9 protein-coding genes are annotated in these 13,347 nt (G+C 31.6%); all 9 read right to left on the minus strand.

The features are described from left to right. Positions 1-118: 118 nt before the first annotated feature. The 9 genes from DQM45_RS05675 to DQM45_RS05715 all read right to left on the minus strand — a co-directional run bounded on the left by DQM45_RS05675 (position 119) and on the right by DQM45_RS05715 (position 13,331). A complete protein-coding gene (locus DQM45_RS05675) occupies positions 119-1,837 on the minus strand; it encodes an ABC transporter ATP-binding protein (protein ID WP_003085600.1) in 1,719 nt (572 codons plus the stop codon). Position 1,838: 1 nt separating this feature from the next. Continuing rightward, on the minus strand, positions 1,839-3,578 hold the full coding sequence (locus DQM45_RS05680) for an ABC transporter ATP-binding protein (RefSeq protein WP_003082763.1): 1,740 nt from the start codon (positions 3,576-3,578) through the stop codon (positions 1,839-1,841). A gap of 1 nt (position 3,579) precedes the next feature. After that, positions 3,580-4,167 carry an MptD family putative ECF transporter S component gene (locus DQM45_RS05685; protein ID WP_003084349.1) on the minus strand — a complete coding sequence of 196 codons (588 nt, stop codon included), beginning with the start codon at positions 4,165-4,167 and terminating at the stop codon, positions 3,580-3,582. Continuing rightward, positions 4,145-5,572: an ABC transporter ATP-binding protein gene (locus DQM45_RS05690; RefSeq protein ID WP_003085965.1), complete on the minus strand. Its 1,428-nt coding sequence runs from the start codon at positions 5,570-5,572 to the stop codon at positions 4,145-4,147. Before DQM45_RS05690 ends, DQM45_RS05685 begins: the two co-directional genes overlap by 23 nt. Beyond that, the gene (locus DQM45_RS05695; RefSeq protein ID WP_003083477.1) at positions 5,565-6,275 is read right to left on the minus strand and encodes an energy-coupling factor transporter transmembrane component T; all 711 of its coding nucleotides are present in this window, start codon (positions 6,273-6,275) and stop codon (positions 5,565-5,567) included. Before DQM45_RS05695 ends, DQM45_RS05690 begins: the two co-directional genes overlap by 8 nt. A gap of 235 nt (positions 6,276-6,510) precedes the next feature. Then, entirely contained in the window at positions 6,511-7,731 is a 1,221-nt protein-coding gene (locus DQM45_RS05700; protein ID WP_003085554.1) for an MFS transporter, read from the minus strand. Positions 7,732-7,865: 134 nt separating this feature from the next. After that, positions 7,866-9,023, minus strand: a complete 1,158-nt coding sequence (locus tag DQM45_RS05705) for a nucleotide sugar dehydrogenase (protein WP_003083139.1) — start codon at positions 9,021-9,023, stop codon at positions 7,866-7,868. Between the two features lie 50 nt (positions 9,024-9,073). Next, entirely contained in the window at positions 9,074-12,061 is a 2,988-nt protein-coding gene (locus DQM45_RS05710) for a non-ribosomal peptide synthetase (RefSeq protein WP_003085065.1), read from the minus strand. A 181-nt stretch (positions 12,062-12,242) separates the two neighbouring features. Beyond that, positions 12,243-13,331: a glycosyltransferase family 2 protein gene (locus tag DQM45_RS05715; protein WP_003082636.1), complete on the minus strand. Its 1,089-nt coding sequence runs from the start codon at positions 13,329-13,331 to the stop codon at positions 12,243-12,245. Positions 13,332-13,347: the final 16 nt, after the last annotated feature.

Consider the following 13,347-nt stretch of genomic DNA (forward strand, 5'->3'; position numbering starts at 1 on the left):
AAACGCTGTTACTACTTATATCAGCTCATCTTATTTTAAAACAAAAAGACTCAAGTAGGCCATTACTCCTTAGCTCACATATAAGCTAACTACTATTATCCTAAACAGTTATCTTTTCTTAGTAAGTATAGTTCTCTGCCAATTTAGATTTTTTGACCATATCCATGTAAAGTTGGCAAGTTTGCATTAAGAAGTCATGTTTTCCTTTGTGATCAACTTGACCTTGATCCACAACAATAATCTGATCTGCTTTTTCGATTGATTTTAAACGATGAGAGACGACAATAACTGTTTTATTTTTTATCAATTGATTAATACTTTGTTGAATCTCCATCTCATTTTCCACATCGATGGAAGCTGAAATTTCGTCTAAAAGAATAATCGGTGCATTTTTAAGAAAAGCTCTAGCAATTGAAATACGTTGCCGTTCACCACCTGATAACTTCGATCCGTTTTCTCCAACAAGCGTCTGGTAACCATTTGGCAACTTCTCAACTATCTTATCTACATTGGCTAATTTAGCTACTGCTAGTACCTCTTCATCAGTTGCTGACTTTCTTCCCGCCCTAATATTTTCTAAGATTGAGGTATTAAAAAGTTCAACATTCTGAAAAACAATAGCAATATTATCATACAAAGAACGGATACTCATATCTTTAATGTCCTTACCACCAATGGTAATGTGTCCACTGTCATAATCATATAATCTTGCTATTAATCTTAATAGAGTTGTCTTTCCACTCCCTGATGGCCCCACTAAGGCTGTGACCTGACCTTGCTTAGCTTGAAACGAAACTCCTTTAATAATCTTATTTTGATCATATCCAAATACGATGTCTTTAAACTGAATATCAAAGGAATCAAGCTTGGTATCTTCTCCCTTTAGCAAAGGCTCTGCATATAAATCGCGTATTCGTGAGAAACTATCTCTAAAATTAAGAATGAGCAAGATGAACACGTTGATACCAGCATACTGACTTGACAGGGTTGTCGCAGCCATCAGATAGCCAAAATAGTGTAAAAGTGGCAAATGTCCTGCTTTGAATTGGCTTACTCCAATAATTGCTGTTAAAACAGGTGCAAAGAAAGGTAGAACGCCTATTAAGGAACTGATAGAAGCCATGGTAAAATCAGCTTTTACATGAAGTTTCTCTGTATCATTTAGTTTCTCTAAAACATCAGCTTCAACCTTATCTTGTAATGAATAACTTTTAATTTCTTGTTGTAACTCAAAAGCATCTTGAAATGCTGTTGCATTATCTAATAAGCGTTGGTAATATTTCGAAATCAGAGCTGTCTGCAGATCCTTGGAAAGATACATGGCTGCTACTGTTAGCCAAATAGGTAAACTAACACATAGTCCTAAGAGAGGATTTCCTGCTATCAACAATAAGGTCATGCAAATAAAAAATCCTAAAAAGCCAAGTCCCTGTCCTAGGGAGTGAGAAATAGCCATCTCAATATTATTAACGTCCATCATGACTGTTTGGGACAGTTCAGCTAAATTGTGAGTTGAAAAATAAGAGAGTGGTAATTCTTTTAATTTTTGAGCTATATTAATTCTTAAATCTATACTCTCTTCATAGGTCGCATCATATGTCCGGGTATATTCTTTTTCTAAAATCACATACATTACAATTGCAATTACCACCAAAATTCCTAGATAAAATGTAATTGGCTTCAATGTTTTGTTGACAATATCTTGTAAAAAAAGAAATACCAATATTGGAGGGAACATAAAACTCATAAATTTCAAAAAGGACAAAAAGGCTGCTTTAAAAACATTATGGACACCTTTTTCTGTCAATGAAAAATAGCCTTGTATCTTTTCTTTCACTTTATAACCTCCAGTCATTGGCTTGATCATACAAATCTTGAAATTGCTTATATTTACCATACTTTTTAGTTAAAACCTCATGACTTCCTCGTTCAATTAATTTCCCATCTTCAATTACTAAGATTTCATCAACATTCCTAATGCTGGTCAAACGATGAGCAATCATTATAACGGTCTTATTGGCCATCAATTTTGAAAAAGCTTTTTGAATTTCATATTCGTTTTCAGGGTCACTAGCTGCACTGGCTTCATCTAAAATAATAATTGGAGCATCTTTTAAAATAGCCCTTGCAATAGCAATCCTCTGTACTTCACCACCAGATAAATGAACCCCTTTCGCACCAATAATCGTCTGTTCTCTTGCTTCAAACTTGTCTAAAATACTCTCACACATCGCTAGTTTCAAGGCTTTCATCACTTCTTCATCACTGCTATCGGGATTTCCTAATTTAACATTTTCAAAGATACTTGTTTTGAAAAGCATTGCATGTTGAAATACAAAAGCAATATTTTTTTCAATGACCTGGCTTTTATAGTTTTTAATATCATGACCACCTATTTTTAATTGACCTGAGGTAACAGGATAAAAACCAGAAATTAATTTGGCAATTGTTGTTTTTCCTGAACCCGAAGAGCCCACGAGGGCATATTTATGATTAGCTTTGAGTTCCAAATTAAAATCTTTTAAAATAGGTCTCCCAGCCTCATACTCAAAACTTACCTTCGAAAATTCAATGTCATTAGTCTCTAACTCACTCAGGTTTCCATAATCTAGCTTATTACAATCCATTTCCTTAAACAAATCTTCTAATTTATCAACAGCATCTTTGGCGACAGAATAATCTTTACTAAAAAACATCATTTTCATAAAAGCATTATAAAGTAATCCTGAAAATGTCATGAAAAAGACAACTAGACTTAAAACCTCACCCATAGGTTTCGAAGTTTGGAGCTGAATCGATGCTATTGTGATAATTAGAGCGCCAAAGCTCATCATTACACATTGAAATAAAACATATGGAATTTTAAAGAGTCGACATTGCCTATTAATCACAACAGAATAATTGATAATAGATTGATGTAATTTTTCAAACGATTCAATAACCATATCGAAAATTTTTATGACTTGGATACCGCGTACATACTCAACTGTTTCTGAATTAATATCCTCCAAAGCGCCCATATATTCTTTCATCATGTCAGTATCACTATACATAAATCTTATACATACTAAAGAAAAAGCGATAGCAATAAGCACTAAGAGACCAACATAAATATTAGCCATAAAAGAAAGCACTAAAAGACAAATAGGAAATAATATAGCATTGACTGAATCAGGTAAAATGTGTGCAATGATAGTGTGAGTATTAGAAGCATTATCGTCAATAATTTTACGTGTTCTCCCCGATGGGTTTAAATCAAAAAAAGAAAAAGATGCATTTAACAGATGCTTAAGTCCTACTTTCCTCATATTGCTTTCTAGTCTGAAAGCGAAAGTATGACTACACAATAATGATAGAAAGTACATCAATAAATATAATATGGTTGATCCAAATGTCAAAAGAGCAAATTTTTGAATAAGTTGCTTGTCAGCATTTCCTGTCATCTCTTTTAGAATTGCCCAAAAATAATAATAAGGAATAAAAGAAAGGATAGTTGCCATAGCTGAAAATAATAGAGAAAAAATCAAATACTTCTTCTTCTCATCTGCATAGTAAAATAGACGTTTAAAGGTATCCATACTAATTCTCCTTAAAATGTTTTCTCAAAATGAAATAACCTAAATAGCTTCCAGCGATAGCCATCAAAAAGACAACCACTGTTGATATAAGACTCCATACCCCGGTTGTATATTTAATTAGCTCCTCCATATCTTTGATTGATTGCCCTCTTTGAATCCATTCTTCCTTATACTTTTCTACAAAAAATAGGGATGGAATAATTGCTCCCCAGGCTTGCCCCACATGCATGAATCCTGAAGCAATCGCCAATTTGATTAGACTTGTGTTTTTAGAACTTGACGCTAGTACATCTGCTAGAATGGCCATAGCAACTGAACTTATTAGCCACGGAAGATAGCCACCACCTAACAGGGTGAAAATAGCCATAATTAAAAAAGTCATAAGAGTAAACTGCCACATTTTCCCAACTTTTTTGGACATGAAATACAATACCGTTCCTGAGAACAACGCACATATACCCGGACTAATAGCATGTCCAAAAGGACCAAAAGGTGCGCTAATCAGCATTGTTGCAAAGTAAATCAGCATATAAAGCGCTGTCAATAAAGCAATTAATAAAAAATCTTTAATTTTTAATTGTTTTGTCATAATATTTCTCCATTTCACTATAAATTGTATTTAGTCTAGTAATGTGTTGAGCTTCTAAGTAAAAATCATCTGCTATTTGATGACCAGCAATGTAGATAATACGATCGGCAATCCCTCTGATGAACTCATAATCATGTGAAATGACGATAATCGTTTTTTCTTTTTTTAATAATTTCAGCATGACAATAACCTTTTCCATTGATACCTTATCAAGACCACTTGTAGGTTCGTCTAAAATAATGACATCACTTGAGCTAACAAAAGCTATCGCAAGTTGTAAACGTTGCTTTTCTCCTCCGCTCAATGAATGTGGATGCTTATGCTTTAAATCGTATAAATCCACTAATTGTAATGCTTCTTTATTTTTTTCATTATCATGACAAGTTATTTCTAATTCTTTAAGGCATGAAGAGCTAAAGAGTTGAAAATCTGCCTCTTGCATAATATATAAAGGTTGACTCTCCACCTCAATACTTCCTTTAGAAGGCTTAAGTAACTGAGCGATGAGTTTAGCTAAGGTCGTTTTTCCCGCACCATTATTCCCAACTATCACTGCTATCTCATACTGATGAAAACTAAGAGTAATATCTTTTAATATATTCTTGTAAGAGACTTGATCTATCTTGACAGTTTCAATCATTGTTTGGCTAATCTCACGAGCTGGGTACAGATGACTAAACAAATCAAATACGCGTTTTCCATAGTAAGTCTGATAAAAAGCTTCTTCAGAGGCGTAGGATTTTAATGTCCCGTCTTCGAGTAACAATACCTGATCCATCATCCCTTGTAGGTAGAAGCATCGATGATCTGCAATAATAATCAGCTTATCTTCTTTTTTTAATGCTGCTATTTGTTGCCGTAATCTCATAACGTTGCCATAGTCTAGATTAGCAGATGGTTCATCAAATATAAGAATTTTAGGATACATCATCAAAGCTGTCAGCAGAGCCAACAACTGTCGTTCACCAGAAGAGAGAGTCATAACATGACGGTCTAGCAGAGCTTCAATTTTAAATTTCTCATTGATTGCTTTCAGTCGTCTAACCATATCTTGATGAGCCACACCACAATTTTCCATCTCAAAAACCAATTCTGATGTCGTATTTGTCGTAAAAAACTGACTTCTTAAGTTTTGAAAAACATTTCCTAGAAGTAAATGACGCTCATGAACTTTTAAATGCTTTTGTCCATCAATCCATAAATCCCCAACTAATTGACCTTCAATAACTTCTGGAATAATACCATTAATAATATTCAGTAAGGTCGACTTACCTGAACCACTCCTGCCTGTTAAAAAAACAAGTTCACCTAAGTCAAGGTTAATATTGACCTTATTCAAGGTGCTTTTTTTATTTTCTTCATAGGTGAAGCTCAACTCTTGTGCTAGCATTATTTTTTTAGTCATAAATACCACCTAAAATCATTCCATACCCCAAACAAACTATTATAAAAATGAGAACATCATAAACTGACCATCTTGAAACAAAATAACTTGTTCTCCTACAAGGAACCGTCAGCCCTTTTGTCAAGCTAGCGCTGGTTAAGTCATTACTCAGTGCTAAACAACGAAACAATTGAGGAACCAATAGGTATTCAAAAGTTCTTATCGGATGTTTGAAAGATAAGTCGACCCCTCTTACTTGCATCGCTTCCTTAATTAGTTGAAATTCTTTTCTAAAAACTGATATATACCTCAATGTTACCATTAGACCTATCAAAAATATCTTAGGCAAGTGTAAGCGTTGGAGAGCTGATAATAATTCAGAAGAATTATACTCTGTACAAAGAAGCCATGCTAAAAGAAAACAAGGTATAAATAACAAAGACATTCTAAAAAATGAAGTTAGGATTCCATTTTTAAAGTAGACAGACGATAATAAATAGGAGCTGTAAAATAACACTAGGAAACACGTCGCTTTAATAACCTTTAAGTAATAACCTCCTAAAAAGATAACTAGTAAACTAACTAGTTGTGAAAATATTACCCCTTTATGGGATGGATATAAACTATTCACAAGTGGTAATGATGTATTGATCAAAATAACTGTTAACGCATTAACTTTTTTAGCTGATATTTGTAGCTTACTGTTCGGATTTATTAATAGCATACTTGTCATCTCCTTTATCGACGGAATCGTCTATAACATATATTATTACTATTTTAGACATAAGTCAATATACTTAATATTTTAATTAAGCAAACCTAATTTTAGTGGCTTCTAAAATATCTAAAAAGCCCTTAGTTTCTATTCCCTCTACCAAATAGAAACTAAGAGCTTTACACTTTTATGATTTATTAGTAATATCACGACATCATTTGTCAAAATACTTTAACAGTAAGAATTACTTAATAGATGAACGGTCATATTTTTTGAATAAAGCACCAGATATTAGCGATATCAATGTAACAGATAAGCCAATTATAAAAAAATTATAGGTATTTTTAGGATTCAATAGCATTGAAAAAATTCCCGTACCAATTGGCATAAAAAGAATCGCTACCGTAAAGATAATTCCAAATACTCTTCCCAAAAACTCATTATCAACCTCTCTTTGTACAATTGAGAAAAACTGAATATTAAAAATAGCAAGATATAAACTAAATAGTGCTGGGGAAAAAGCTAAAACGATTGTATTATCAAATATAAAATAGAGTGGTGTAGCTAACATCAGCATTAATCCAGATAAAGCCAAAAACATCATTAGTCGCTGAGTTGACAGTTGTCTATTCACAAAACCGCTTAATACGGCTCCAATAAAGCCACCAATCGCTTCTGCTGTCAGAAAGGTTCCGTAAAGCCCAGATGACATATTTTCAAATATCTGATTACTGTAAGGCAACAAGAGATTATAAGCTGCTAGAAAGAAGTTGACAAATGCTGATAAAGTAATGATGATAAAAATTGATTTATGACTATAAATATACTTAAATCCTATTTTCAAATCAGCAAAGATTTCTCTTACTGTCATCTTCTCTTTTGATACCACTTCTTCATTAATAGGTACAATAAAGTGAACCAACAAGGCAGCAAGTAAAAAAGATAGTCCATCGAGCGTTAGTACACCATGTATTCCAAGTCTGTTATAGAAGAAAATAGCTACCATCGGAATCGTTACTTTAATAACATTACTCGTTGTTTCTAAAAACGAATTCAATCGAGAAATATTTTCCTTCCTTACAATTTCTTTTGTAAATGCTTTATATGCTGGACTAGAAAAAGCACTCATTAGGGCCAGTACGACATTGGTTATTACAATTGCATAGACTAACCATAATTCTTGAGATATAAATGAGAGAGCTAGACAAGCAAGTCCACATAGAATATTGGTTCCCATAATAATTTTCTTGCGTTTAAAGTTATCAGCAATAACTCCACCAAATAAATTAAATAATACTCCAATAATACTTTCCAAGGATTGGTAAATTGCAACTAACGATAAAGAAGTCGGATTAAGACCAGCAAGAAATGTATGATTAGCAAAATTAAACATTATATTACCTACTTGAGATATACCTTTACTACTTATTAAGTGACGAAAATTAGTCTTCTCATCTATTTTCATTTTATATTCCTTACCTTATATTTAGTGCAGTTAGCTACTGCCAAAGCTCAAGTGATTGTCCAATCATAAGCCCGTCACTAAGCATCCCTTCATCAAAACAATCTACTAGCCACTTGATAAACGGTCTACTTTCATTAGTCCTTGTGAAAAACATCGCGAGTGAAAATTTTTTCTCGGTATTTTTTTACTCGTTCATCCATTCTATTAGCAACAATAAGTTCTGAAATAGCTGTAAATGAATTAAAATCATTAATAACTGAACATCCCAAAATTGTTTGTTCTCTGATTAGTGGCTCAAATATAACAATCTTTCTTCCTTTATTTTTTAATATTTCAATAATATCAATTATTGACGAATCCCTGTAATTATCTGAGTCTGCTTTAGAATTAATCCTATAAATCCCAATAGTTGTCACATCTTTGCTTAAAATCATTTTTGCTATATGTACTTTTCGCGACAAATTTGAGTTATTTATATTTGTAATGAGTGGAGCTGATATATTTTTGAAATGATATTCTAGTTGCTTAGTATCTTTTGGGAGACAATAACCTCCAAATCCAAATGATGGATTATTGTGAACGTTTCCTATCCTTGAATCGTAACACATTCCTTCAATAATTTTTTCAGAATTTAAATGATATAATTCAGAAAATGTATCCAATTCATTAAAAAATGCAATTTTTTGAGCTAAATAAGCATTTGAAAAAAGTTTTATAGCTTCTGCTTCAGAGGATCTTGTCAGTAAGTAGGGTGGACTTTCAGTAACCGCGATCCTCTTTAATAATTTCAAAAACAATTTAGACTTTTCCGATTCATTGCTAACGATAATTCTAGATGGGTATAAATTATCGTGAACGGTAAAGCCTTCGCGAAGAAACTCTGGGGAGAAGATAATATTGTTATAAAAAAACCTTTTCCTTAAATACTCAGTAAAACCAATCGGAACTGTTGATTTAATAATAATTGTAGCTTCTCTACTATAGCTTAAGATGTCTTGAATGACTGCTTCAATAGCAGAAGTATCAAAGGTCTTATTTTTAAAATTAGTTGGTAATGCTAATATAATAAAAGAGGCTTCCTTATAAGCTAACTCTTTAGATGTAGTCGCCCTTATATTTTTTGCCTTAAGCAATAGCTTTTTAATTGCAGTCTCTTCTAAAAAAGACTGTTTGTTATTTATCAACTCAATTTTCTTACTATCAATATCAAATAAAGTAACATCATTTTCTTTTGAAAGTAATAAGCCTATTGATAAACCAACATATCCAACACCTACAACTGTAATTTTCATACTACCCCCTATCATTTGATTTTTTAGACTAGAGCTATTCTTTAACATCTTTACAACTCCATATTTTTGTTAGATAAAATATAAATATCATTTTTATATCTAAAAGAAGTTATGTAAATTTTGGGATTTTTACTCAAAAAATCAGGAATTTCTGAAAAATTTTCTAAATAAAAATTCTTCTTTTCTTTATTCAAGATACCAATAAAATTTAAAGATACCAAGGAAATATTCGTAAGGTCTTGCTTTAGTTTAGATCGCCATTCTGATCTTCTTGGATAATATTCATTAAAGATAAATCCTGGTCTATAGTACATTACACTGTCATCAGCATGTGTTAAAAAGCCTATATTCCTTTTTCTATATAATCTAAAATCATCATTTTCTTTGTAAATGAGGTATCTTGAGCTATGACAATCTCCTATTGTGTTATGAAGATTTAAATTTCTAATTTCTCTATTATTAAAAATAGTAGATACAATTAAGCTACTATTTTTGGATTCCTTACAAAGATTTTGTGATACCAAATATGATAGATACAAAATACTGTAAACATTAGAATAATCAGGGGCAGGTATAATCGATAAAGAGTAGTTACTATTTGGAAGAAGGGCTTTATTCCTCTTAATTTTTTTAGCTTCTTTTAAGAGTAAATTATGATATGGATTGTTTTCTAAAGAACTTCTTTCATTGACTTCTTTTATTTTTTGACAGTAATAACGATAGCTTTCTCCTTGTTCAATTTCACCATCGTAACTATTAAGAATACTTCCAATTTGTTTTTTTATAACATTAATACTTGCTAAATCCGATATAGAATGATCCATTTGAAAAATAATCTTCCCACACATCATCCCTTGAGTAATAATAATTGGCATCGCCAATTGCCCACCTTTATTCCTAGAGTTAGGAATAGCATTTTCCCCAACTTCTTCTAGTAGTTTTTCTAAAGATATTAATTCAGATTGATTTGAAACACTCAAAACTGGAATCGAAAGATTTGGCTTAATGATTTCAAAATTCAAACCAATTTCTTTGAAAGACAATCGTGAATGTAATAAATCATTGGAACTAACGACTTGCTGTACAGCTTTTTTAACTTTTTCTACAGAACAATTTTTATATTCAAATGTGCACGTTACTATATTTCTAAAGTCATCATAATAATAAATTCTCTGAGAATGAATTGCTTCAAACTTTGAAAGGACTTCATTGTCGACCATCAAATAATCTGTATATAAAATATCTAAATCTTTCTTTAAGCTATTAGTGCTACTTTTTTTCTCTTCAATAGAAGTAATGCTTTGGGTTTCTTGTATTTGTTTTTTACTTAGATTTTTCAGTTCTTGGATTAATGAAAAAAGTTCTTTCCCATACACATTATCCATTGAAACGGAAACGCCATAACTAGCTTCAAAATCCATAATAAATGTGAATAATGTAAGTGAATCTCCACCACTCTCAAAAAAGTCTTGAGAAAGATCAATAGCTTTTACACTAACTTTCAAAGTATCAGCAAGTAATTTCAAAATTTCTTTGCTACCCTTATCTAAATCATACTGCTCACTTCCATCTACCACTTTATTTTTTTGTCTATCATTATATAGTTTTATTAAAGCAGTCTTGCTTATTTTTCTGCTACTGGTTAAAGGAAATTGCTCTACTTTAATAAATGAATTCGGCATCAGATATTTCGGCATATTTTTCAAACAGAAATTTTTCAGTTTGCTTGATTCTATCGCCCCCTTATAAAAGGCAAGGATTTTTTTATCTAGCTGTAATACTGTAACTTGAGAAACGTTAGTATTTTGCTCAATATTTTTTTCAATTTCTCCTAATTCTATACGAATCCCATTTTTTTGAATTTGATTATCTTTTCTTCCCACATAGTAAAATTGTCCCTTTTTGCGAAAGACAATATCACCGGTTGCATAATACAGTTTCCCATTAATTGTAGTAAATGCTTCTTTTGTAAGTTCTGGTAGCGTGTAACCTTTTGCTACTCCTGCTCCTCCAATATAAAGTTCGCCATGATTTTCTTTCTGTTCCTCTTTAATAATCCAATCCACTCCATCTAATGGAAGTCCAATAGGAATATTCTCACCTTCATTCGTAGAAAGCTTATATGCCGTGGCATATATTGTTGTTTCTGTGGGACCGTAGGCATTAATTAAAGTAAAAGTTAGTCCATTATTTTTCCAAATATGGTAAATCAGAGGATTAAATTTCTCTCCAGCAATAACCACGTAATCAAGACTTGCATTTAATTTTTTTAAGTTAGTTGGACCTAATTTTTCTATAAATGCTAGGAAGGCTGTTGGTGAAAAAGCAATATGACTTATGCTGTTTCGAACAATAATATCATCTAGCTTTTTATAGTTAGATCGGACTTTTAAATCGAGACAATATACACTACCTCCACCAATAATCCAACCTAACATTTCTGTAATAGAAACATCAAAAGTATATGGAGTCGAAAATAAAAAACTAGAGTCTTCTGTAACGGGGGTAAGCATTCCTAAATTTTTGAGAATATAATCTAAATTTGATATTGAAATCACAACACCTTTTGGAGCTCCTGTAGTCCCTGAGGTATGTAAAATATAAGCCTCACGAGACTTCAAGTACACAAATGGATTGAGCTCTTTGAGCTTATCTGAATTTTTTAGCATAAGCTCTGTGACGTCTAAATAGTCATTATCAGATAAACATGGAATTTCTTTATCTGACACATATATGATTGCTTTAGTTGATGAAAAGATTTTTTTTATTTTATCTTCCTTAGTTGTGTAATCAATAGGTACATAACAATTATTTGATTTAATGATTGCAATTAGTATCAAAATTTGATTGATCCCATGAGGTAGTGCAACTACGACACGCTGATTATCTCCGACCTTTTCCACTAATTTATTAGCAATAGTATTAGTCAATTTTTCAACGTCATAATAAGTAAGCACTTTGTCCTGAGCTTTAATTGCAATTCTATTGGGGTCTATTTTACTTATTTTTTCTAATGTATCCATGAGTAGCTTTAACATTAACATCTTCCTTTCAAGCTGATGATCTCTAAGGTTAATACTTTAATAAATGCTTATTAAATGAAATAACTTAATATCTATTCTTTACTAGTATCAAGTTGAATAATCTAATAGTTGCTTCTTATCCACTAACAGAAGTAATAGTCATGATTACTAATGACTTGAACACTTATAATCATCTTTAGTGTGAGTTATAAAGATTAAAATGTTTTTCTTTATTGCAACAGCTGCCTTTAATGTTTTGAGTCGTCGTCTCTAAATCAAAGGAAACACTTCCAAAATTATTAAATTTTAGATAATTATAGACTCTCAATAAATAGTAAGGCAATAAGCTTCTTGCAAGCTCATTACTACTGAACTTAGGTATATTTTTGAGTGACTCAGCTAATTTCTTATGCCACACAGTAGGTCTGATTCCTTGAGGATATTTTTCCTTTATATCTAGTAATAGCAAAGCTCTTGTTCTTAACTTTTCTATTTCATCAATGGAGGGTTTATCATTTGAATCAACAAACCTCTTAGTGTGACTTTCAAATGATAAATGATACTTGTCTCTATCAATATAGGAAAAATTATCTGTCAGCGTCTCAAAAAAACTTTGGGAAACTTCCAGAAATATTTTCTCTATCTTTTCAAAACTTCTCTTATGGATCTTAGACTCTAAATCAATTTCCTTAATTTTGTAAGATTTTAATAGTGCAGTTAATGTTAAAAAAATATCAATTCCATAGCCTTTAGAAAAACTATGCCAATTGCAATTATAAATTAGCTCTTTAACCAATTTTTTCGAGAAGCCAAGGTCTCCAGAAATACATTGATAGGGGACATCTTTCTTAAATAATTTTAGTAAGATAGGATAAATAAAATGATTTGTCGCATTTCCTTCAAAAAATTTTCTAGCATAATTAGGAACCACAAGATCATTACCTTCCCTAATGGATAGATACATCTTTTTCAACCAGGTTTTATCTAATGAAATGACATCACCATCTATTAAAATAATCCCATCAAAATTAGGAAAATGAGCTAAGCTATATTGAAAAATATTTCTCACATTGTAACCTTTTCCGCGCTGAATGGATGTAAGTGATATTTTTGAGTTAAATGTTTTCGTCTTTAAAAAGATTTTTGAAGTCCCATCGTCACTATTACTATCAGAATTAATAATAACTATATTCTCTCCTAACTCCAAAGAGTACTTATCAATTTTTTCCACTAATTTACTGATATTATCGGCCTCATTTAAGGTTGGAATACCTACAATAATCATACTGAAATAGTTCCTT

Origin of the sequence: Streptococcus porcinus, from assembly GCF_900475415.1 — a bacterium.
Classification (GTDB): domain Bacteria; phylum Bacillota; class Bacilli; order Lactobacillales; family Streptococcaceae; genus Streptococcus; species Streptococcus porcinus.

Excerpts from the sequence above, each read along its gene's own strand:
- DQM45_RS05680 (WP_003082763.1), bottom strand. The coding sequence starts at position 3,578 with ATGGATACCTTTAAACGTCTATTTTACTATGCAGATGAGAAGAAGAAG.
- DQM45_RS05685 (WP_003084349.1), bottom strand. The coding sequence starts at position 4,167 with ATGACAAAACAATTAAAAATTAAAGATTTTTTATTAATTGCTTTATTG.
- DQM45_RS05690 (WP_003085965.1), bottom strand. The coding sequence starts at position 5,572 with ATGACTAAAAAAATAATGCTAGCACAAGAGTTGAGCTTCACCTATGAA.
- DQM45_RS05695 (WP_003083477.1), bottom strand. The coding sequence starts at position 6,275 with ATGCTATTAATAAATCCGAACAGTAAGCTACAAATATCAGCTAAAAAA.
- DQM45_RS05700 (WP_003085554.1), bottom strand. The coding sequence starts at position 7,731 with ATGAAAATAGATGAGAAGACTAATTTTCGTCACTTAATAAGTAGTAAA.
- DQM45_RS05705 (WP_003083139.1), bottom strand. The coding sequence starts at position 9,023 with ATGAAAATTACAGTTGTAGGTGTTGGATATGTTGGTTTATCAATAGGC.
- DQM45_RS05710 (WP_003085065.1), bottom strand. The coding sequence starts at position 12,061 with ATGTTAAAGCTACTCATGGATACATTAGAAAAAATAAGTAAAATAGAC.
- DQM45_RS05715 (WP_003082636.1), bottom strand. The coding sequence starts at position 13,331 with ATGATTATTGTAGGTATTCCAACCTTAAATGAGGCCGATAATATCAGT.